The sequence below is a fragment of the Stappia stellulata genome, assembly GCF_020176715.1.
GTDB lineage: Bacteria > Pseudomonadota > Alphaproteobacteria > Rhizobiales > Stappiaceae > Stappia.
The window spans coordinates 250,079-270,675 of sequence record NZ_JAIVMF010000001.1; the positions used below are offsets into that span (position 1 = coordinate 250,079).

Genomic DNA, 20,597 nt, shown 5'->3' on the forward strand with positions numbered 1-20,597 from the left:
CATGCAATCCGAAATCCGCGAAGACCGTCCGTCGCATCACCAACCCCATATTCAAGAGTTGATCGACACCTACTCCCTTTAAGCGGTATTTAAAATACCTGTTTTTAGCTTGATGAAGGTCTGCGGCGTCATGTCACGCGCCGGCTTCGGCCCGCGTGTCCGGGACGACCGCCTCAGAACGCCGCCGTGCCGACGAGACCGATCTCGACCGCGATCAGCGCCAGGATCAGCAGGAACAGGGTTTCCACGAGGATCACGGCGACATGCTGCCAGCCGAGCTGAAGCATGTCCTTCATGTTGGTGCGCACGCCGAGCGCGGAAATCGCGATCACCAGCATCCAGGACGAGGCGTTGACGCCAACCGTCGTCACGACTTCGGGAATGACACCGAAGCTGTTCAAGGTGGTCAGCGCCGCGAAACCGATCACGAACAGCGGCAGGCGGACCTTTCCCCCACCGCTGGCGCCGGAGCGGGCGAGCACCAGAACGACGATGATCAGCACGACGGGGAGCATGGTCACCCGCAACAGCTTGATGATCGTCGAGACGTCGCCGGCTTCCGAGGAGATCGAATAGCCGGCACCGACGACCTGCGCGACATCGTGAATGGTCGCGCCGACCAGGAACCCGCTTTGCGGATCGCTCAGGCCGAGCAGCGAAAACAGGATCGGATAGACGATCATCGCGATGGTCGAGATCGTGGTGACGGAAACGACCGTGAACAGCGTGTTGCGTTCCGTCTTGTCGTTGTGCGGGATGATGGAGGCGATGGCGAGCGCCGCCGAGGCTCCGCAGATCGCGACCGACCCGCCGGTCAACAGCGAGAACCGCCAGCCCTTGCCGAAGATCCGGCCGCAGACGAAGCCGCACCCGATGGTCAGCGCCATCAGGCCGACGACCGTCAGAAAGGTCGAGAGCCCGAGCGAGGCGATATCGGCGCCGGTGATGCGCATGCCAAGCAGCACGATGCCGGCCCGCAGCAAGGACTTGGAGGCGAACTCGATGCCCTTGGCAAAACGGTCGTCGCTCGCCAGGAAATTGAAGGCCATGCCGATCAGGAGCGCAAACAGCATGACGGGCGCGCCGTAGTGCTCGCCCAGGAATTTCGCCGCCGTCGCGACCGTGGCGGCGAGCAGCAGGCCGGGGAAAAGGGGGCCCCAACCGGACTTGAACTTCGTGAGCGAGGTTGAAACCACAAGGCACCTTTGAGGCTGCCCGGACGACGCGCCCGGGCAGCATTGACTGTTGACCCTAGCGTTTAGGCGCTGCGGTAAAGCTTTGTCATCGAGAATTCGCGATGACCGAGCGCTTCGGCCGCCGTCGCGCGACCGTTGGACGTGCGCCGGATCATCTCGATCAGCTCGTCTCCGGCCTCGTCGATGGTCATCTCGCGCCGGAGAATGCCGGATACGTCGACGTCGACATGCTCGCTCATGGTGCGCACCGTGCGCGGGTTGGCCGTGATCTTGATCACCGGCACGATGGGGTTGCCGATCACATTGCCCTGCCCGGTCGGGAAGGTATGCACGACATAGCCGCCGGCCGCCATCAGCGTCACGCATTCCGCGGCCGCCGAGGAACTGTCCATGAAGTAGAGGCCCTTGCCCGACTTCGGCGCCTCGGCAGGACCGAGAATGTCGATGAACTGCGACGTCCGGCCGATCTTCTCCAGATTGCCGAGCGCCTTTTCCTCGATTGTGGTCAGGCCGCCCTCGATGTTGCCCTTGGTCGGCTGGCTGTCGGAGAGATCATCCGTCTGATGGGCGAAGATGACATCATCTTGATACGCCTTCCACATCTTGTACCAGCGCTCGCCAACCTCCTCGTTGATCGCCCGCTTCTGGCAGATGTGCTCCGCGCCGGTGATCTCCGAGGTTTCGCCGAAGCAGCCGTAGATGCCCTCGGGAAGCAGCTTGTCGTACATGTTGCCGACCGTCGGGCACGAGCCGAGACCGGTCGTCGTGTCGCTCTCGCCGCATTTGGTGGAGACCCACAGCTCGGAGATCGAGCATTCCTCGCGCTGAAGCTCCGAGGCGAAATGAACGAACTCCTTGGCCGTGCGCGAGGCGTCCATGATCGTCTTGAGGTCGCCGTTCTGCTCGATGGAAAAGCCCTTCACCGGCTTGCCGGTGGCGGCGATGCCGTCCACGACCTTCTGGGTCCAGCCCGGCTCGATGCCGATCACCACGCAGGCGGCGACATTCGGGTTCGCGCCGGTGCCGATGATGGTGCGGAAATGCAGATCGAGGTCCTCGCCGAACTGCAGCCGGCCATAGGCATGCGGGATCGCCAGCGTGCCCTTGATGTTATTGGCCACCGCCTCGCAGGCCGCGTTGGAAATATCGTCGAGCGGCAGGATGACCACGTGGTTGCGCACGCCGACCCGGCCGTTCTCGCGCCGGTAGGCATTGATGGTGATGTTTGAGTATTTCGAAGCCATGGGAACCGTCCTTACCAGCGCTTGGTTTTGCAATTGTGGGTGTGGACGTGAGCGCCCTTCTCGATGTCGGCGATGAACTTGCCGATATCCTCACCGTATTTGATCGCGGTGTCGCCGGCCTTGATGTCCTTCAGCGCGATCTTGTGCCCGATCGGCACATCCGCCTTGGAGGTCAGCCGAAACGTCGAGTTGTCATGCGTGATGCAGCACAGCATGTCGGTGCCCGCCTTGAGCCCTTCGACGACGACGACGCCGACGTTGTCCTCCGCTTGGTGGACGAGCAGGTGTGGGATTTCAGCCATCCGGCTTTCCTTTCAGGTCAGATGTGGTTTCAGGATGATCTTCGGCGCGGTGACGGAGCCGGAGAGAAGATCGGCAAATGCCGCCGCGCCCTCCCCCAGCGGGCGCTGCAGCACCCAGTCGAGCGCGCCCAGGCGACCGTCGAAAATCGCGGCCGCCGTCTCGCGGAAGTCGTTTGCCGTATAGGTGTAGGTGCCGATGAAGGTGATCTCCTGGAGCGTCATGCGGCGGATATCGAGACCGCCGCTCGCCTGCCCCAGGCCGATATGGACGATCACCCCTCCGGGTGCTGCACGCCGGGATGCCTCCTCGCGCGTCGCCGCATAGCCGACGGCATCGACGATCAGGTCGAACATCCGCTGCGCCTGAAGGGCACCCGGATCGCGGGCGTCAAGCTTCACCTGATCGGCCAGATAGGCACAGCGCGGACCGTTCGGCTCCACCACGGTGATGTCGCTTGCCCCTTGCGCCCTGAGCGACAGCGCCGCGCCGACACCAATGGCACCGCCGCCGATCACCAGGACGCGTGCCTCTGAAAACGGCTTGACCAGCGCGCGTTGCGCCATTTTCGCCGCATGCCAGCCGCAGGCGACCGGCTCCGCCAGCGCCGCATGGTCGAAGGACACGTGATCAGGCACGGTCACGAGATTGCGCTCGGGGATGGCCAGGAACTGCGCGAAGGCGCCTTCGCGCGGCGGCATGGAGATGATCTGACGGTCGGCGCAGAGGTTTTCCCGGCCCGAGCGGCAGGCCTCGCAGGCCATGCAGGTCACCAGCGGATTGACGGTCACCCGCCGGCCGGTCTCCGGCCCGGACACGACCGTTCCGGCCGCCTCGTGACCGAGGATAAGCGGCGCCGGGCGGCGCTCGTCATGCCCCAGATAGGCATGCATGTCGGAGCCGCAGATACCGACGCTTTCGACGCGCAGCAGCGCCTCGCCCTCGGCGGGAACCGGGCTGTCGACCTCGCGGAGGTCCAGCGTCTTCTCGCCGGTATAGACAAGCGCCTTCATTTCGCGGTGAACCCCCCGTCGACCATCAGCGTCTGCCCGGTGACGTAACCGCCGGCATCCGAGCACAGGAACAGCACCGGTCCGTCGATGTCGCTCGGCTCGCCGTTGCGGCCGATGCAGGTGGCCGCCGCATTGCGCGCGGCACGCTCCGGATCGGCGAAAACGGCCGCCGTCAGCTCGGTGCGGAAGAAGCCCGGACCGATGGCATTGGCGGTAATCCCCTCCGCCGACCAGGCCTGCGCCATGGCCCGCGTCATCTGCACCACGCCGCCCTTGGTGGCGCCATAGGACAGCCCGCCGGGAAAGGCGCGATAGCTTTGCAGGGAGGCGAAGTTGAGAATGCGTCCCCAGCCGGCCTTGCGCATGCCCGGTACCAGCGCCTGCGCCAGAAAGAAGGGCGCGGCCAGATTGAGGTTGAGCGTCACATCCCAGCCTTCCGGGGTGATTTCATCCGCCGGTTCGCGGGTGTTGATCCCTGCCGCATTCACCAGAATGTCGGGCGGGCCGAAAGCGGCGCTCACGCGCTCCGCGATCCCGGCGACCTGATCGCGCTGCGCCAGATCGCCGACGACGAAACCGGCAGCCTCCCCCGCCTGACCGGCCCAGTCCTCGAGGGCGTCGCCCCGGCGCGCGACGCCGACGACCTTTGCGCCGGCGGCGAGCAACACATCGGCCGCGCGCCGGCCAAGCCCGGCACTGGCCCCGGTGACGCAGGCGGTCCTGCCGGTCAGGTCAAACAATGCGGAAGGAGACGGAACGGACATTGTGGCTCTCACATCCCCGAGGTCAGGTCGAAGGTCTCATCGGGGAAATATTTCTTCAACCGGATGTCCGCCGTGCGGGCGTGGCCTTCCATGCCCTCAAGCCGCGAGATCCGCGCGGTTGCCTCGGCAACCGGCTTCGCGCCGTCGCGGGTAGCGCGCTGCCAGGTCACGATCTTCATGTATTTGTGGACCGACAGGCCACCGGTGTAATTCGCCGCACCCGAGGTCGGCAGCACGTGGTTGGTGCCCGACGCCTTGTCGCCGAAAGCGACTGTCGTTTCCTCGCCGAGGAACAGCGAGCCGTAGCACTGCAGGCGTTCCAGCCACCAGTCGAGGTCCTGCGCCTGCACCGTCAGGTGCTCCGGCGCGTAGTCGTCGGAGGTGGCAGCCATTTCCTCGCGGTCGTCGCAGACGATCACCTCGGCATAATCGCGCCAGGCCGCCTCGGCATTCTTGCCGTTCATCTCCGGCAGGTCGGCGATCAGGCGCGGCACGATCTCCATCACCTTGCGGGCCAACGGCTCATTGTCCGTCACCAGCCAGACCGGCGAATTGTAGCCATGCTCCGCCTGACCGACGAGGTCGGCGGCGACGATCTCCGGATCCGCCGTTTCATCGGCCAGGATCAGGCTGTCGGTCGGGCCGGCGAACATGTCGATGCCGACGCGGCCGAAGAGAATGCGCTTTGCTTCCGCCACGAACTGGTTGCCCGGACCGACGAGAATATCGGCCTTCGGCAGATCGAACAGGCCGAAGGCCATGGAGGCCACGCCCTGCACGCCCCCCATGGCGAGGATCGTGTCCGCGCCGCAGAGGTCAGCGGCATAGATGATCGCGGGCGCGATGCCGACGTCTGGGCGCGGCGGCGAACAGGCGGTGATGCTGCCGCAACCGGCGACCTTTGCCGTCGTCACCGTCATGATCGCAGACGCGATGTGACTGTAGCGCCCGCCCGGGATGTAGCAGCCGGCAGCCCGCACGGGGATGCTCTTCTGCCCGGCAACAAGGCCCGGAACCACCTCGACTTCGATGTCCTTGAGCGTCGCCTTCTGGGCCTCGGCAAAGCGGCGGACATTGTCATGGGCGAACTGGATATCCTTCTTCAGCTTTTCCGGAACCTTGGCGATCGCCGCGTCGATCTCGGCGCGCGTGAGCTTGATGGCGCCGTCGTAGCGGTCGAATTTCGCGGCATATTCCAGTGCTGCCGGCTCGCCGCGGGTCTCGATGTCGTCGAGGATGGCTTGCACCGTGTCACGCACGTCGGAGGCACCGCTGGTCGGCGTGAGATCGGCTTTCTTGAGATATTTGCGGGACATCCGAAACGGCTCCTACTGGTAGATTGCTGGCAGCAGCGTCGTGGAGATCGCCGGAACGAAGGCGATCAACAGAACCACGATCAGCATGCAAAGGACGAAGGGCACGGCGTAGACGGCGATCTTGAGGATCGATTCACCGGTGAGGCCCGAGACGACAAAGAGGTTCAGTCCAAGGGGCGGCGTGATGAACCCGACGCCCAGAGCCGTGATCATCATGATGCAGAACTGGATCTCGTTCATGCCGATGTTGTCGGCGAGCGGCTTGAGGATCGGCGCCAGGATCACGATGTTCGGCGTTGTCTCCATCACGCAGCCGGCCGCGACCAGGATCAGGATCATCATGATGATCAGAACCGTGGGGTCTTCCGAAATGCCGGTTGCCGCTGCCACGAAGCCCTGCGGCACGCCCATGATCGCCAGCGCCTGAGCGAGCGGCAGCGAAAAGGCGATGATCGGCAGGATCACGCCGTTCACCTTGGCCGAACTGATCAGCATCGAGGGGAAGTCGGACAGTTTCAGCGTCTTCAGGATGAACCCGAGAATGATCGTCACGATCACCGCCGTGGCGCCGGCTTCCGTCGGCGTCAGACGGCCGGAGAAAATCCCGTAGAAGATGATCCCGGGCACGAGAAAGGCATACCAGCCCGACTTGAGTGTGGTTCCCAGACGCGCAGCCCATTCGCCGAATGTCATCTGACCGCCGCCCTCGAAGGAGTAGATGCGGTTCATCACGATGTTGGTGATCAGGATGGAAAGCAGGATCGCGACGCCCGGAATGACCGCGGCGAGAAACAGTGTCGACGCCGAGATGCCGAGCACGAGACCGATGATGATATAGGCGATGGACGGCGGGATCAGGATGCCCGTGCAGGCACCGGCCGCGACCAGCGCGCAGGCATAGGGACGCGGATAGCCGCTTTCCACCAGCCGGGCGATGGTCATGCGCCCGACCGCAGCCGCTCCGGCAGCATCCGAGCCGGAGATCGCGGCGAACATGCCGCAGACCAGCACCGTCGCGGAGCCGAAGCCGCCCTTGGTCCAGCAGGTCAGCGCCTCGGCGACATCCAGGAACTTGCGACTGAGACCGGTGCGCACGAGCACGTCGCCGGTGAGGATGAACAGCGGGATCGCGGTCAGCGCGAAGGCGTCGATCCCGTCAAAGAGGGATTCCCCCAAAAGCGAGAGCGGCAGCGCGCCCGAAAGATAGAGCATGGCGATGGCGGCGGCACCGATCGCGGCCCACACCGGGATCGCAAGCGCGCACATCACGACGAAGATCAGAACCGGCAGGTAGAAATCCCAGCCAAGCTCGACCGTGTTGAGTTGTTGTTGCCACAGCATTGCGCGCCCTCAATCAAACATCTTGTTGCCTTCGAAGACCGGCGCACCGGTTCGAAGGGATTGAAGATCGTGGGCGAATGACTGAAGCAGTCGAACGACCATCAGCGAAAAGCCAACCGGCACGGCCATCAGGAACCACACCTTGGACACCCTCAGACCGTCGGTGACGGACCCGAACTTCCAGGACACGAGAACTGTCTCGAACGACCAGTAGAGAGCGACCAGAGCCACCGCGAACATCACCACATCGCCGAGGATGTAGATGAAGGCTTTCGCACGCGGCCCGAGATAGTGAAGGATCACATCTATGCGGATATGGGCGCGCTCGCGCACTGCCGAGGCGGCACCGATCCAGGCGAGGTAGATGAACGAGTAGCGGACGATTTCCTCGCCCCAGATCGACGAATAGGCAAAGACCTCCCGCCGAACGACCTCGATGGCCATCGTCAGCACGAGCATGACGTAGAAGCCGAGAAGCGCCCACCGCTCCGCGTTTGCATTCAGGGTTTTCAACATGGTCGCTGCACCCGGTTTCAGGCACAAAGGTGCCGTTGGCGGACAGGGTCCGCAGGCGATGTGCGTCTGGAGCTGGGGCCGGCGCCGGAAACGGCGCCGGCCGGATCATCCACGCCCTCAGGCGTCGTGGACGTAGTAGCGACCCATGGTGCCGGCCGCCTCGTCGAACTTCGCGAAGGTGTCCATCGAACCGGCGAGATCGGCCTTGAATCCGTCCCACTCGCTGCGCTGGTAGCCGCCGGCCTCCTTCCACTCGGCGAGCTGGTCGTCGCTGAGCGCATGGAACTCGACACCGGACTTGCGAAGTTCCGCCATCGCGTAGTTGCGGGCAGCGGGAACCTTGGCGAGGTTCTGCTGCGCGGTGATCTCGGAGGCAAACTCGATGCCTTCCTGAACGTCGGCCGGCAGGCTGTTGAACCACTCGAGATTGCACGAGTAGATCTGGCTGTCGGGCACCGCCTGGGTGAAGGTCACATGGCTCAGGATGTCCTTGAAGCCGAAGACGTAGAGCGCGCCGACGGACGGATCGAGCGCATCCGCAACGCCCTGCTTGATCGCCGAGGGCGTTTCACCCCAGGCAACCGGCGTCGGGTTGGCGCCGACAAGGCGGTAGTACTGCTGCAGCATCTCGGAGCCCGGCACGCGGAACTTCACGCCCGACAGGTCACCCGGCGTCATCACCACATTGCCGCCCTTGCGCACGGCGACGACGCGCGGATCGATCACCACATAAAAGAGCGGCTTGAAGCCCTTGGCCTCGACCTTGGGATGCACCTGATCCTTCCAGGCTTTCGAGTTCACGAGGTTCACGAACCGCTGGTTGGATCCGCAGAAATAGGGAAGATTGATCAGATCGGCGGCCGGCGCGAAGGGCGCGAAATTCGAGATCGAATGCTGCGCGGCCTGAATGGTGCCGCCCTGCACCTTCTGGACAAGCGCGCCACCGGCACCGAGCTGACCGCCCGGCGCGAGCTTCACATAGACCTTGCCGTTGGTGGCGTTCTGGATGTTTTCCTTCAGGTCGAGCTGCAGGATCGGATAGCTGCGCGACGCGCCAAGCACATAGGCCGTGGCGATGGTCATGACGTGCTCGGCCGCGGCCTCGCGCTCCCGCTCTTCCTTGGCGGTCTGGGCGGCAGCCTCCGACGACCACAGCATGCCACCTGCGCCGGCGACGATCGCGGCGGTAAAGGCGCCAGCGCTGGTCAGCTTGAGAAAATTCCGGCGCTCGGCCGATTGAATCGTGTCGTCTGCAGTCATGTGCTTTCCTCCCAGTCAGCAACCTTGAAGAATTGTTATTTTTGATACTCGCGCTTTTCAGCCTGAAGCACGGCGACAACGAAACAAACCGTTGCGACAACCAGAAGGGCCAACTCGCCGAGATTTCCCAGCGGCGACACCCATCCGGCGGATGCGAACAACACATTCGCGAAAAATATGGCGAACGAAATCGCGGCCAATATCAAAAACATCGAGACCTCCCTTCGGCGTCCTCCAACGCCGATGCCCCATTTGTAAGCGCTTACATTTAGAATTGCAAGCTTTTCCACCCATGGAATTGCGCCGTTTGCGGATTTGGCAAAACCCAGTATATCTGGACCCAAACAGGGGTCCTTGCCGACGATGGAGCTGAAACCGCCAAAGTCCGATCTGCCGACGTTGGAAGATGTCGCCAGGGCCGCCGGCGTATCCACCGCCACCGTCTCGCGCAGCCTGAACTCACCGGATCAGGTTTCCGAACGCACGCGCCAGCGCGTGATGGCAACCGTTCGCGCGCTGCGCTATTCGCCGAACTTCGGCGCCCGCGCGCTTGCCGCCAAGCGCACCAACACGTATGGCGCGGTTATCCCGACGATGGAAAACGCCATTTTCGCGCGCGGCCTCGAGGCATTTCAGAAGGTTCTGGTCGCCAATGGCGCGACCATGCTGGTGGCAAGCTCGTCCTACGATCCGGCAATCGAGGAAGACCAGATCCGCACCATGATCGCCCGCGGCGCGGACGGCATCCTGCTGATCGGCGCCGAGCGCGACCCGGAGATCTACGACTTCCTCAAGGAACGGCATATCCCGGTGGTGATCGCCTGGTCCGGGACGGGTGTCTCCGCCCTCTCCTGCGTCGGCTTCGACAACCAGGCCGCCGCCCGCGAGCTGGCCGCCAGGGCCATCGGGCTCGGGCACCGGCGGATCGCATTCATCTCCGCCTATACCGAAAACAACGACCGCGCCCGCGACCGTGTGGCGGGTGCGCGGGCCGCGCTCGAGGCGGCCGGGCTCGACCCGTCGGCCATGCCGGTACTGGAAACGAAATACTCCATCCAGTGCGGACGCGACGCCTTCGTCGAGCTGATGCGGGAGAGCCCCCGCCCGACGCTGGTGATGTGCGGCAATGACGTGCTGGCCGCCGGCGCGATGCGCGCGGCGCATGAGCTTGGCCTGAAGGTTCCGGCCGACGTCTCGATCACCGGGTTCGACGATATCGAACTGGCGACGGTCATCCAGCCGGCGCTGACCACGGTGCATGTGCCGCACCGCCAGATGGGCGGGCTTGCCGCCGAAGTGCTGCTGGCGCAGGTCCGGGACAATTCTGCGGCCCAGCAAGTCAATCTGGAAACCTATATCGTCGAGCGCGCGTCCCTCGCCGCGCCCGGCTTTCAGCCGACCGTGGCCGCGGAATAACGCGGACGCGGCTTCGACCTGTTCAGCCGGCCAGGTGACAGGCCGCCTCGTGATCGCCGGACAGGACCCGCAGGCGCGGATCGTCGGTGCGGCAGACCGCTTCGGCAATGGGGCAGCGCGGATTGAAGTGGCACCCCGGCGGCGGCGCGAGCGGCGACGGAATTTCCCCGAGGATCGGCTTGAAGTGAACGAGTTCATCCTCTTCCACGCGCAGTTTGGGAACGCTCTCCATCAAGCCTTGCGTATAGGGATGCTTGGGATTGGCGTAGATCTCGCGGGTCTTTCCCGATTCCACAATCCGGCCCAGATACATGATCGCCACGTCGTCGGAAACATGCCGCACGACCGACAGGTCATGCGAGATGAACACCAGCGTGATCGCCATCTCCCGCCGCAGTTTCAGGAACAGATTGACGATCTGCGCCTGGATCGACACATCGAGCGAGGCGACCGGCTCGTCGCAGACCAGAACGTCCGGCTGCATGGCAAGGGCGCGGGCGATCGCGATCCGCTGGCGCTGACCGCCCGAAAACTGATGCGGAAACCGGTCGACGAAGGAGCCGTCGAGACCGGCGCGTTCCAGATAATCGGCGACATAGGCCTTGGCATCGGCCTTTGTGGTCAGCCCGTGGGCAATCGGCCCTTCGGCGATGATATCGCCGACCCGCATGCGGGGATCGAGCGAGGCGAAGGGATCCTGGAAGATCGTCTGGATGCGGGTCCCCGCCTTCTTGCCGTCCTTCATCACCGGTTCGCCGTCGAGACGCACCTCGCCCGAAGTCGGCTCCATGATCCCGGCGATCATCCGTCCAAGCGTCGACTTTCCGCACCCGGATTCCCCGACCAGCCCGAGCGTCTTGCCGCGTTCAACGCGAAGCGTCACGCCGTCCACGGCCCGCACGGGGCGCATGTCGACCTTGGCGCCGAGCTTCGCGACGATCTTGTCGGTCAGCGTGACGCGCGGCGCGAACCGCTTGTAGACATCCTCGATGGTGATGAAGGCATCGCTCATGCGGGTGTTCCGTCCAGAAGGGGATGATGGCAGCGGTATCCGCGCCCGGTCTCCGGGGTCATCGGCGGCGCCTCGCTGCAAAGATCCGTCGCGCGGTCGCAGCGCGGGCGGAACGGACAACCCTGCGGCAGGTTCAGGAGCGAAGGCGTCGTCCCGGGAATCTGCTCGAGATCCGTGCCGGGTTCGGCCATCGCCGGAAGCGAGCGCAGCAGGCCGGCGGTATAGGGATGGCGCGGTGCCCGCAGGACCTGCGCCGTCGGCCCCTCCTCCACGATCCGCCCGGCGTACATGACCAGGATCCTGTCGGCGAGTGCGGAAACGGTGGAGAGATCATGGCTGATCCACACCAGCGCGGTCCCCATCTCGCGTGCAAGTTCGCGCATCTCGCTCAGGATCTGCGCCTGGATCGACACGTCGAGCGCGGTCGTCGGTTCGTCCGCGACGATCACCCTCGTGCCATGCAGCAGGGCAATCGCAATGGCGACGCGCTGACGCATGCCGCCGGAGAACTGATGCGGATAGGCATCGAGCCGCGCCTCGGCGTCGGGGATACCGACCCGGGTGAGAGCATCGGTGGAGCGCGCGCGGGCTGCGCTTTTCGACAGCTTCTCATGGGCGTTCAGCGCCAGCTGCATCTGCTGGCCGATGGTGAGCACCGGGTTGAGCGTCATCATCGGGTCCTGGAACACCATGGCGATCCGCGCGCCGCGCACCTTGCGAAGCGCAGCCGGGCTCAGCCCGACGAGTTCCTGTCCGTCGAGTTTCACCGATCCCGAAACGACCCGGCCCGGCGGGTCGACCAGACCGATCAGCGAGAAGCCGGTCACGGATTTGCCGGACCCGGATTCGCCGACAAGACCGATGATCTCGCCCTTGTGGAGCGAAAAGGACACGCCGTCGACCGCCTTCACCACGCCGGCGCGGGTGTGAAACTGGGTGGTGAGGTCGCTCACCTCCAGGATCGGCGCATCGCTCGTGGTCGGGGATGCGCCGCTCATCGGTTCAGCCTCGGGTTCAGGATGTCGCGGACATGATCCCCGACAAGGTTGATGGCAACGATCAGGATGATCAGGGCGATCCCCGGATAGACCGAGATCCAGTAGCGGCCGGACATCATGTATTTCACGCCGTTGGAGATCAGCATGCCGAGCGAGGGCTCGGTGACGGGAAGCCCGAGCCCGAGAAACGACAGCGTCGATTCAAGCGCGATGGCATAGGCGACCTGCACCGTCGCGACGACGATCAGCGCGGGCATGGCGTTCGGCAGGATGTGGCGGAACACGATGCGCGTGTTGGAGAGCGGTGTGGCACGCGCCGCCTCGATGTAGTCCTTGGAGCGTTCCGCCGAGGCGGCACCGAAGGCCGTGCGCGCGAAATAGGCGTATTGGGCAGCGACAAGTGCTGCGATCAGCTGCGCCTTGCCCTGTCCGAGTGCTGCGACCAGCACCAGCGCAAGCAGGATCGGCGGGAACGACAGCTGAAGGTCGATGATGCGCATCAGCACGGTCTCGAACCAGCCGCGATGATAGGCGGCCAGAATGCCGATGGTCGTTCCGATGACCAGGCCGACGGCGCCGGCGAAGATGCCGATCTGGATCGACACGCCGAGACCGTAGAGGATCGCCGACAGCAGATCGCGCCCCTGCGCGTCGGTGCCGAGCCAATGGACATATCCGCCCGATCCGACCCAGCCGGGCGGACGCCGCGCATCGCGAAGCGACAGGCCCGACAGGTCGTAAGGGTCCTGCGGCGCGATGAAGGGCGCAAAAAGGGCCAGCAGCAAGATGATGCCGACGACCACCAGCGCTGCGAGCGCAATTCGGTCCTCGCGAAAGCGGACCCAGAGGTTGCGCCAGGGGGAAACGGCTTTATCGGTCATTCGGCTCTGCCCCGCCGCAGGCGCGGATCGAGCAGCGCATAGGCGATGTCGACGCACAGGTTGATGGTGACGAAGAGCCCCGCCGTGAGGATGAGATAGGCGACCATCACCGGGCGGTCGAGGTTCTTGATGGAATCGATGATCAGCTTGCCGACGCCCGGCCAGGAGAAAATCGTCTCGGTGACCACGGCGAAGGCGAGCGTCGAGGCCAGTTCCAGCCCGAAGACCGTGACGATCGGGATGGAAATCAGCTTCAGCACATGCCGCGACAGGATCGTCATTTCCGAAAGGCCGGCGGCGCGGGCGAATTTCACCGTGTCGGAGAGCATCACCTCCCGCGTGCCGGCACGGGCCAGACGCACCATGATGGCAAGCTTGAACAGCGCCAGATTGATCGCCGGCAGGACGAGATGCGACCAGCCGTTCAGCGTCAGCACGCTCCACTCGATCCCCAGAAACTCCACCGTTTCGCCGCGTCCGCCCGACGGCAGCCAGCCAAGCGAGACGGCAAAGGTGAGAATGAGGATCAGCCCGACCCAGAAGGTGGGCACGGAGAACCCGAGGATCGAAATCGCCATGATCGCGCGCGCCGCAAAGCCATGCGGCTTGTAGCCGGCGTAGATGCCGAGCGGCACGCCGATCAGCGTCGCGCCGAGAACGGCGGTGAGCACGAGTTCGAGCGTCGCCGGGAGGCGGTTGCCGATCAGGCTGAGCACAGGCTCGTTGTAGATGTAGGACAGCCCCAGATCGCCCTTGAGCAGATTGGAGATGAACAGGAAATATTGCTCGACCAGGGACTTGTCGAGACCGAAGCGGGCGATCGTGCGCTCCCGCACGTCCTGGGTCGCCTCCGGCGGTATCAATACATCGAGCGGGTTGCCGATGGCATAGACGCCGGCGAAGACGATCACCGACATCGCCGCCATGATGACGACCCCTTGGAGCAGGCGTTTCAGAAGAAAGCTCGACATTTCGGTCCAGTCTCGGGTCGTGCCAGACGATGAAGGTGATGACGGACGAATGGAGAGGCGGCCGCAGCACGTGCCGCGACCGCCCGTTATGCCAACGGCTTACTTCGCCGGCTTGATGTAATAGGCAAGGGTTTCCTCGTCGGCGCGCGGGGTGACGACGACCTTGTCCTTGTCACCGGCCCACACCGACTGCAGAACGACGATGGAGATGTAGGCACGGTCGGCCATCGTCTTTTCCATCGCTTCCTCGAAGAGCGCCTTGCGCTTGTCGGCGTCGAGTTCCTGCGCACCGGCCTGGAGAAGGCGGTCGACCTCATCGTTCTTGTATTCGATGCGGTTGAACGCCCCCATCTTCACCTCGTCGTTCGGCGAATGGGCCAGCGAGCCGAGCGTGTAGGAAGCCTCGCCGGTGAGCGTGCCCCAGCCGTTCATGAAGACCGAGTATTCCTTGCGCGCCTGCGTGGGGAAGTAGACGGTCTTGGAGATGGCATTGACGTTGGTGTCGATGCCGATCTGGGCGAACATCTGGCCAAGCCCCTCGCAGATTGCGCCATCGCCCGGCAGACGGTCGTTGGTGCAATAGAGGTCGATCTGGAACCCGTCCGGATACCCGGCCTCCGCCAGCAGCGCCTTCGCCTTGTCGACGTCGTATTCCGGGGTCGGAATGTCGTCGGAATAGCCGAAGAAGCCTTCCGGCATCATCTGGTTGGCCGGCTTGCCGAGACCTTCAAGAACGATCTCGACCATGGTTTCGCGGTCGATCGCCAGATCGATGGCCTCACGCACGCGCGGATCCCGCAGCGGGTTTTCCGCAAGCGCGCTGCCGTCCTTGGCCCGCACCTTCGGCGTTTCCTCGCGCTGATCGAGCTGCAGGTTCATCACATAGACGGAATCACCGATGAAGGTCGCGATATTGGGATCGGAATCCAGCGCCAGATAGTCGGCGGAGGAGACGTAGTTGATCACGTCGACATCGCCGGCCTTGAGCGCGGCAAGACGCGATGCATCATCGGAGATCTCCTTGCGCACCACCGTCTCCCAGGGAGCCGGGCCGCGCCAGTAGTCGTCGAACCGCTCAAGCACGAGATCGCCCTTCGGCGACCAGGACGCATATTTGAACGGGCCGGTTCCGATTGCCGCCTTGCCGGAGTTGAAGCCTTCCGCCGAGGTCTCGGAGGTGGAGTAGTCCTTCGCCGCATCGGCGGAGACGATGAACAGGCGCACGAAGTCATACGGCAGGGTCGCCGCCGGACCATTGGTGTGAATGTTCAGCGTGTGGTCGTCGACGATCTCGACCTCGCTGACCCGGCGGACATAGATCTCCGTCGTGGTCGGGCCGGTAACGCTCGGGATGCGCTCGATCGAGAACTTCACATCCTCGGCGGTAAAATCGGAACCGTCGTGGAATTTCACGCCTTCGCGCAGCTTGAACTCCCAGGTGTCCTCATCGACCGGCTTCCAGGAGACGGCAAGACCCGGCTCCAGCTGCAGGTCATCCCCGGTCCACACCAGCGGATCGAAGATGTGCTTCACCGCATCGGCCTGGGATCCCAGCGCGGAATAATGCGGGTCCATCGATTCGGGTCCGCCGCGCACGCCGACGGTCAGGTCCGCGGCGCTCACCGTTGTCGCGACCGCAGACAGGGCCACGGCAAAGGCAAAGGCTTTCGAGTGTCGTTTCATGGCTTAGTTGCTCCTCTCCCCTCATGCGGCAAGCGACCGTGCCGCCGCCGTGAGTTCAACAGATTCCATCTGGATTAGTTCCTATTTGTATATTTCCAAATGGAACTTGTTTATCTCAGAATGATGGGCCACTCTGGTGCCGTCAAGTCGATTTTGAAGGCAGAGATTTTCGGCATGGAGCCAGAACGAGCACGGCGGAAACGCGCGGACCAGGTCGGTATCGCATCCGCAACCACGAGCATCGCGGAGAGCGCGATGCCCGAAATGTCACCCGGCGCGCCCTTGTCCGACCTCGACGAGATGACGGCGGCGAAGCTGTGGAACAATCCCTGCTGGCTCACCTACCGGCTGAACTATCTGGCATTGCGCTACAACGTCCCGCTCTACGAATGGGTGGAGCGAACCTACGGCCTCTCGCGGCCGGAATATGTGGTGATCTATTCGCTCGGACTGAAGGACGGCTCCGTCGCCCGCGACATCGCGATCTCCTCCGGCTTTCCGCAAAACACCCTCAGCCGCGCCACCCAGAAACTCGTCGGCCTCGGACTGATTGAACGCAGCTCCGATGACGCCGACCGGCGGCGCAACGTGCTTCGGCTGACGAAGGCCGGACGCACCCTCTTCAATGAATCGCTCCCGCGGTTCGTCGACTACGAGCACATGATGCTCGAGGCGCTGGACGAAACAGAACGCGAGACGCTGTCCGGCCTGATGGCCAAACTGGTCATGGCCTCAACCCGCTGGCCCGCCCGCATCGAGACGGACGGGGATCAGCCAAAAAAACAAACACGTCGTGTGGAGTGAACTGCGATGCGCATCAGTGAGATGAACTGGATGGACGTTGAGGCGAGGGTCGCGGAGGACGACCGTTGCATTCTGCCCATCGGCTCGACCGAGCAACATGCCCAGCTGTCGCTGAGCGTCGATTCCATCCTGGCGGAGCGCGTTTCCGTCGAGGCGGCCGAACCGCTCAAGGTTCCCGTCTTTCCCGTGATGCCCTTCGGGCTCGCCCCTTATTTTGCGGGCTATCCCGGAACGATCACGCTGCGCGTGGAAACGCTGACGGCCGTGATCCGAGACGTCATCGCCTCGCTCGACCGCTCCGGGTTCCGCCGGATCCTGATCGTCAACGGCCATGGCGGCAACCAGCCGGCCGGCGCCGTCGCCAACGAGCTGATGATCGATTCTCCGCATTTGAGCATCAAGTTCCACAACTGGTGGAGCGCCCCGAAAACATGGGCGAAGGTCCAGTCGGTCGACCCCAGCGGCAGCCATGCCAACTGGATGGAAAACTACCCCTGGACGCGGCTGGCCCATGCGCCTGCCCCGCGCCCGGCGACGCCCAAGCCCGCACCCGACATGGTCGCGACCAAGGCGGCCGAACCCGTCCTTGCCCGCGAGTTGCTCGGCGACGGCGCCTTCGGCGGCGACTATCAAAAAGACGATGCCGTGATGCTCGACATCTGGAACACCGGCGTTGCGGAAGTGCGAGACGCTCTGGAGGGACCATGGCCGACCCGATCCTGATCTGGGGCGCGGGCGCCATCGGCGGAACGCTCGGGACCTATTGGGCCCGCGCGGGCGAAGACGTCGTGATGGTCGATATCGTTCCCGAACACGTGGAGGCATGCCGCACGACCGGCCTGTCGATCACCGGCCCCGTGGAGGAATTCCGCCAGGTCGTGCCGTGTGTGACGCCCGAGGAGCTTTCGGGCACCTACCGACGCGTCGTCCTGGCGGTGAAGGCGCAGGCAACGCTCGGCGCTGCCACAGCCCTCAAGCCGTTCCTCGCCGAGGACGGATATGTCCTCTCCGCCCAGAACGGCCTGAACGAACTGGAGATCGCCGAGGTCGTCGGCGCCGACCGCACCATGGGCGCCTTCGTCAACTTCGGCGGCGACTGGCACGGCCCGGGCGAGATCCTGTTCGGCAATCGCGGCGCCGTCGTGATCGGCGAGATCGACGGATCGATCCGCGAGCGCACCCGCGACATGTTCCGCCTGATGCAGATCTTCGAGCCGGACGCCGTGTTGAGCGACGACATCTGGGGCTGGCTCTGGGGCAAGCTCGGTTATGGCGCGATGCTCTTCGGCACCGCCCTCACCGACGATTCCATGGCGGCGAATTTCGCGGATCCCGACCGCCGTCCGGCCTGGCGCGCGCTTGGGCGCGAGGTCATGGCCGTTGCCCGCGCGCGCGGCGTGACGCCGCGCGGCTTCAACGGCTTCGACCCTTCCGCCTTTGCGCCGGAAGCCACCGACGAGGTCACCGATGCCTCGATCGAGGCGCTCGTCGGGTTCACCAGCAAGACGGCGAAGACCCACACCGGGATCTGGCGCGACCTTGCCGTGCGCAAGCGCAAGACCGAGGTCGACCAGCAGATCGGCACCATCGTGCGTCTGGCGCAGGAAGCCGGCGTCGAGACGCCGGCACTGCGGGCTGTGGTCGATCTGATCCATGACATCGAGGACGGACGGCGTCCGCAAGCGCCGGAGACCCTTCAGGAGTTGATTTCCCGATGCAGCTGAATTTTGCCGGAAAGCGCGCGTTGGTGACCGGCGCCGCGCAGGGAATCGGGCGCGCCATCGCCCTCGGCCTGCAGCAGGCCGGCGCCTCCCTCACCCTCGTCGACATCGACGAGGCGGGGCTTGCCGCTTCCGCCAAGGACCTCGACGCGGACTGCTTCGGCGTCGACCTTGGCGACCGGGCCGCGGTGCACGCGATGGTCGGCGACCTCGCCGGCCAGGGCAAGGCACCGGATATTCTGGTGCATGCCGCCGGCGGCACGCGCGGCCAGGCCGGGCGTCCGCTGGAAGAGATCGACGAGGACGCCTGGCACGAGATCTTCCGGGCCAATGTCGATGCCGCTTTCTGGCTGGCGCAGGCCTGCGCTCCGCATATGCGCGACAAGGGCGCCGGACGGATCGTCGCCATTGCCTCGGGTGCGGGCCTGCGCCCGTCGCTGACCGGCATTCAGGCCTATACGGCCGCCAAACACGCACTCGTTGGCATCGTGCGCCAGCTTGCACTGGAACTCGGGCCGCAGGGCATCACGGTCAACTCCGTCGCCCCCGGCTTCGTGCGCTCCAATCCGACCACCGAGCGTCAGTGGGAGGCGATGGGCGCCGACGGCCAGCAGCGCCTCGTGCAATCCATCCACACCCGGCGCCTCGGCACGGCGGAGGATATCGCCGCCGCAACGCTCTTCCTGGCGTCAGACCAGGCGGCCTGGATCACCGGGCAGATCCTGAGCGTCGACGGGGGCCGCGCATGAGCGATCCCGTCCTCACCCGACTGCAAGGCGACCGCGACGGTATCCTTGAGCGTCTTTGCACGCTCGTTTCCGCGCCCTCCGTCAGCACCGACCCGGCCTACGCGGACGGCATGGCCCGTGCCCGCTCGATCCTGCGGGAGCGGCTTGCCGCGGCCGGCTTTGACGGCGTGCGGGAGATCGATGCCGGCGGACATCCGGCGGTCTATGCCGAATGGCTCGGCGCGCCGAACGCGCCGACCTTCATCGTCTACGGCCATTACGACGTCCAGCCGCCGGATCCGCTCGTGCTTTGGCACTCCGAGCCTTTCGCACCCGAGATCCGCGACGAACGGCTCTACGGTCGCGGCGTCTCCGACGACAAGGGCCCGGTCTCCATCGCCATCGAAACGCTCTCCGCCTTTCTCGCGGGCGAGGGCAAGTTGCCGGTGAATGTCCGCCTGCTGATCGAGGGCGAGGAGGAAATCGGCAGCGCCACGCTCGGCGACATCCTGGAGCGTCACCGCGATCTCTTTCAGGCCGACGCGGTGATTTCCGCCGACGGCGCCCGCTGGCGCGCCGATCTTGCCAGCATCAACGTCGGCTCGCGCGGCAGCCTGCGCTGCGAGGTCGCTTTAAGAACCGCCTCCAAGGACCTGCATTCAGGGCGTTTCGGCGGCGCCGTGCGCAATGCTCTGCACGAGATGGCGGCACTGCTTGCGAGCCTCCACGACGCCGACGGTCGCATCGCGGTCGAAGGCTTTGCGAATGACGCCACCCCGCTCGCCGCAGAAGAGCGCGAGCGGATTGCAGAGATCCCCTTCGACGAGGCGGCCTTCTTTGCCGGGATCGGGGCGGACAGCCACGGCGAACCCGGATTTACCGCGCTGGAGCGCCTCTGGTACCGACCGACGGTCGAGGTCAACGGCATGTGGGGCGGCTATCAGGGCAAGGGTTCCAAGACCGTGACGCCCTGCGAGGCCTTCGCCAAGATCACCACCCGCCTCGGCCCCGGCCAGGACCCGGCACGCGCGGTGCGCCTGCTTGAAGACCACCTGCGCCGTCATTGCCCGCCGGGCGTGGAGCTGACGCTCGACATGCGTGACAGCGGCACGGCGGCCTATACGGTTCCGGCCGATCACCCGCTGCTCTTGACGGCGGAAGCAGCGCTTGAGACCGCCCTCGCCCAGCCGCCTGTCCGGGTGCGCATGGGCGGAACGCTTCCGCTTTCGGACATCGTCCGCGACGCGCTCGGGCTCGACACGGTGACCATGTCCTTTTCCACGGCGGACGAGGATTTTCACGCGCCCAACGAGTTCTTCCGCCTCAGCGCCATCGACGACGGTGTGGTCGCCTGGGTGGACTTCATTCGCCGTCTGGGCGACCAGACGCCGGATCTCTACGCCCCTTACAAGGCGTCGACGTGAGCCGGCGAC

At 64.8% G+C, this 20,597-nt stretch carries 21 protein-coding genes; 6 read left to right on the plus strand and 15 right to left on the minus strand.

Going from position 1 to position 20,597, the window contains the following annotated elements; genetic code table 11:
- Nucleotides 1-173: 173 nt before the first annotated feature.
- The 10 genes from LC092_RS01220 to LC092_RS01265 form a co-directional block, all read right to left on the minus strand.
- Entirely contained in the window at nt 174-1,196 is a 1,023-nt protein-coding gene (locus LC092_RS01220; protein WP_224804244.1) for a YeiH family protein, read from the minus strand.
- 62 nt (nt 1,197-1,258) lie between these two features.
- A complete protein-coding gene (locus tag LC092_RS01225; RefSeq protein ID WP_224804246.1) occupies nt 1,259-2,440 on the minus strand; it encodes a UxaA family hydrolase in 1,182 nt (393 codons plus the stop codon).
- Between the two features lie 11 nt (nt 2,441-2,451).
- Nucleotides 2,452-2,742, minus strand: coding sequence for a UxaA family hydrolase (locus LC092_RS01230; RefSeq protein WP_224804248.1), 291 nt, complete (start codon nt 2,740-2,742; stop codon nt 2,452-2,454).
- Nucleotides 2,743-2,754: 12 nt separating this feature from the next.
- Nucleotides 2,755-3,753 carry a zinc-dependent alcohol dehydrogenase gene (locus tag LC092_RS01235; RefSeq protein ID WP_224804250.1) on the minus strand — a complete coding sequence of 333 codons (999 nt, stop codon included), beginning with the start codon at nt 3,751-3,753 and terminating at the stop codon, nt 2,755-2,757.
- A complete protein-coding gene (locus LC092_RS01240) occupies nt 3,750-4,517 on the minus strand; it encodes an SDR family NAD(P)-dependent oxidoreductase (protein WP_224804252.1) in 768 nt (255 codons plus the stop codon). The genes LC092_RS01235 and LC092_RS01240 overlap by 4 nt, the downstream gene beginning before the upstream one ends.
- A gap of 8 nt (nt 4,518-4,525) precedes the next feature.
- Nucleotides 4,526-5,833: a histidinol dehydrogenase gene (hisD, locus tag LC092_RS01245; RefSeq protein WP_224804253.1), complete on the minus strand. Its 1,308-nt coding sequence runs from the start codon at nt 5,831-5,833 to the stop codon at nt 4,526-4,528.
- A 12-nt stretch (nt 5,834-5,845) separates the two neighbouring features.
- On the minus strand, nt 5,846-7,174 hold the full coding sequence (locus tag LC092_RS01250; protein WP_224804255.1) for a TRAP transporter large permease: 1,329 nt from the start codon (nt 7,172-7,174) through the stop codon (nt 5,846-5,848).
- Between the two features lie 9 nt (nt 7,175-7,183).
- Nucleotides 7,184-7,690 carry a TRAP transporter small permease gene (locus LC092_RS01255; protein WP_224804257.1) on the minus strand — a complete coding sequence of 169 codons (507 nt, stop codon included), beginning with the start codon at nt 7,688-7,690 and terminating at the stop codon, nt 7,184-7,186.
- Between the two features lie 117 nt (nt 7,691-7,807).
- Nucleotides 7,808-8,950 (minus strand): TRAP transporter substrate-binding protein, encoded by a 1,143-nt coding sequence (locus tag LC092_RS01260; protein ID WP_224804259.1) that lies wholly within the window; start codon nt 8,948-8,950, stop codon nt 7,808-7,810.
- A 35-nt stretch (nt 8,951-8,985) separates the two neighbouring features.
- Complete coding sequence (locus LC092_RS01265; RefSeq protein WP_224804923.1) at nt 8,986-9,390, minus strand: hypothetical protein; 405 nt, start codon at nt 9,388-9,390, stop codon at nt 8,986-8,988.
- Here LC092_RS01265 and LC092_RS01270 point away from each other — a divergent pair.
- Nucleotides 9,314-10,366, plus strand: a complete 1,053-nt coding sequence (locus LC092_RS01270) for a LacI family DNA-binding transcriptional regulator (RefSeq protein ID WP_224804261.1) — start codon at nt 9,314-9,316, stop codon at nt 10,364-10,366. The two genes, LC092_RS01265 and LC092_RS01270, sit on opposite strands and share 77 nt — an antisense overlap.
- Nucleotides 10,367-10,388: 22 nt before the next feature.
- Here the strand turns inward: LC092_RS01270 and LC092_RS01275 are convergent, their stop codons facing one another.
- The 5 genes from LC092_RS01275 to LC092_RS01295 form a co-directional block, all read right to left on the minus strand.
- Nucleotides 10,389-11,378, minus strand: a complete 990-nt coding sequence (locus tag LC092_RS01275; RefSeq protein WP_224804263.1) for an ABC transporter ATP-binding protein — start codon at nt 11,376-11,378, stop codon at nt 10,389-10,391.
- Entirely contained in the window at nt 11,375-12,376 is a 1,002-nt protein-coding gene (locus tag LC092_RS01280) for an ABC transporter ATP-binding protein (protein WP_224804265.1), read from the minus strand. The genes LC092_RS01275 and LC092_RS01280 overlap by 4 nt, the downstream gene beginning before the upstream one ends.
- Nucleotides 12,373-13,257: an ABC transporter permease gene (locus LC092_RS01285; protein WP_224804267.1), complete on the minus strand. Its 885-nt coding sequence runs from the start codon at nt 13,255-13,257 to the stop codon at nt 12,373-12,375. The genes LC092_RS01280 and LC092_RS01285 overlap by 4 nt, the downstream gene beginning before the upstream one ends.
- Nucleotides 13,254-14,228 carry an ABC transporter permease gene (locus tag LC092_RS01290; RefSeq protein ID WP_224804269.1) on the minus strand — a complete coding sequence of 325 codons (975 nt, stop codon included), beginning with the start codon at nt 14,226-14,228 and terminating at the stop codon, nt 13,254-13,256. Before LC092_RS01290 ends, LC092_RS01285 begins: the two co-directional genes overlap by 4 nt.
- Nucleotides 14,229-14,327: 99 nt before the next feature.
- Nucleotides 14,328-15,911, minus strand: a complete 1,584-nt coding sequence (locus LC092_RS01295) for an ABC transporter substrate-binding protein (protein WP_224804271.1) — start codon at nt 15,909-15,911, stop codon at nt 14,328-14,330.
- 255 nt (nt 15,912-16,166) lie between these two features.
- On the opposite strand from LC092_RS01295, the gene LC092_RS01300 reads away from it, so the two are divergent.
- The 5 genes from LC092_RS01300 to LC092_RS01320 are packed head-to-tail and all read left to right on the plus strand — an operon-like array spanning nt 16,167 to nt 20,588.
- Entirely contained in the window at nt 16,167-16,715 is a 549-nt protein-coding gene (locus tag LC092_RS01300; protein ID WP_224804273.1) for a MarR family winged helix-turn-helix transcriptional regulator, read from the plus strand.
- A gap of 6 nt (nt 16,716-16,721) precedes the next feature.
- Nucleotides 16,722-17,438: a creatininase family protein gene (locus LC092_RS01305; RefSeq protein ID WP_224804275.1), complete on the plus strand. Its 717-nt coding sequence runs from the start codon at nt 16,722-16,724 to the stop codon at nt 17,436-17,438.
- The gene (locus LC092_RS01310; RefSeq protein WP_224804277.1) at nt 17,420-18,439 is read left to right on the plus strand and encodes a ketopantoate reductase family protein; all 1,020 of its coding nucleotides are present in this window, start codon (nt 17,420-17,422) and stop codon (nt 18,437-18,439) included. The genes LC092_RS01305 and LC092_RS01310 overlap by 19 nt, the downstream gene beginning before the upstream one ends.
- Nucleotides 18,430-19,185, plus strand: a complete 756-nt coding sequence (locus tag LC092_RS01315; protein WP_224804279.1) for an SDR family NAD(P)-dependent oxidoreductase — start codon at nt 18,430-18,432, stop codon at nt 19,183-19,185. Before LC092_RS01310 ends, LC092_RS01315 begins: the two co-directional genes overlap by 10 nt.
- A complete protein-coding gene (locus tag LC092_RS01320; protein ID WP_224804281.1) occupies nt 19,182-20,588 on the plus strand; it encodes a dipeptidase in 1,407 nt (468 codons plus the stop codon). Before LC092_RS01315 ends, LC092_RS01320 begins: the two co-directional genes overlap by 4 nt.
- Nucleotides 20,589-20,597 lie beyond the last annotated feature (9 nt).

Coding starts and splice junctions, on each gene's coding strand:
- LC092_RS01260 (WP_224804259.1), bottom strand. CDS start 8,950: ATGACTGCAGACGACACGATTCAATCGGCCGAGCGCCGGAATTTTCTC.
- LC092_RS01275 (WP_224804263.1), bottom strand. CDS start 11,378: ATGAGCGATGCCTTCATCACCATCGAGGATGTCTACAAGCGGTTCGCG.
- LC092_RS01300 (WP_224804273.1), top strand. CDS start 16,167: ATGCCCGAAATGTCACCCGGCGCGCCCTTGTCCGACCTCGACGAGATG.
- LC092_RS01290 (WP_224804269.1), bottom strand. CDS start 14,228: ATGTCGAGCTTTCTTCTGAAACGCCTGCTCCAAGGGGTCGTCATCATG.
- LC092_RS01305 (WP_224804275.1), top strand. CDS start 16,722: ATGCGCATCAGTGAGATGAACTGGATGGACGTTGAGGCGAGGGTCGCG.
- LC092_RS01280 (WP_224804265.1), bottom strand. CDS start 12,376: ATGAGCGGCGCATCCCCGACCACGAGCGATGCGCCGATCCTGGAGGTG.
- LC092_RS01235 (WP_224804250.1), bottom strand. CDS start 3,753: ATGAAGGCGCTTGTCTATACCGGCGAGAAGACGCTGGACCTCCGCGAG.
- LC092_RS01225 (WP_224804246.1), bottom strand. CDS start 2,440: ATGGCTTCGAAATACTCAAACATCACCATCAATGCCTACCGGCGCGAG.
- hisD (WP_224804253.1), bottom strand. CDS start 5,833: ATGTCCCGCAAATATCTCAAGAAAGCCGATCTCACGCCGACCAGCGGT.
- LC092_RS01255 (WP_224804257.1), bottom strand. CDS start 7,690: ATGTTGAAAACCCTGAATGCAAACGCGGAGCGGTGGGCGCTTCTCGGC.
- LC092_RS01270 (WP_224804261.1), top strand. CDS start 9,314: ATGGAGCTGAAACCGCCAAAGTCCGATCTGCCGACGTTGGAAGATGTC.
- LC092_RS01250 (WP_224804255.1), bottom strand. CDS start 7,174: ATGCTGTGGCAACAACAACTCAACACGGTCGAGCTTGGCTGGGATTTC.
- LC092_RS01310 (WP_224804277.1), top strand. CDS start 17,420: ATGGCCGACCCGATCCTGATCTGGGGCGCGGGCGCCATCGGCGGAACG.
- LC092_RS01315 (WP_224804279.1), top strand. CDS start 18,430: ATGCAGCTGAATTTTGCCGGAAAGCGCGCGTTGGTGACCGGCGCCGCG.
- LC092_RS01320 (WP_224804281.1), top strand. CDS start 19,182: ATGAGCGATCCCGTCCTCACCCGACTGCAAGGCGACCGCGACGGTATC.
- LC092_RS01240 (WP_224804252.1), bottom strand. CDS start 4,517: ATGTCCGTTCCGTCTCCTTCCGCATTGTTTGACCTGACCGGCAGGACC.
- LC092_RS01230 (WP_224804248.1), bottom strand. CDS start 2,742: ATGGCTGAAATCCCACACCTGCTCGTCCACCAAGCGGAGGACAACGTC.
- LC092_RS01295 (WP_224804271.1), bottom strand. CDS start 15,911: ATGAAACGACACTCGAAAGCCTTTGCCTTTGCCGTGGCCCTGTCTGCG.
- LC092_RS01285 (WP_224804267.1), bottom strand. CDS start 13,257: ATGACCGATAAAGCCGTTTCCCCCTGGCGCAACCTCTGGGTCCGCTTT.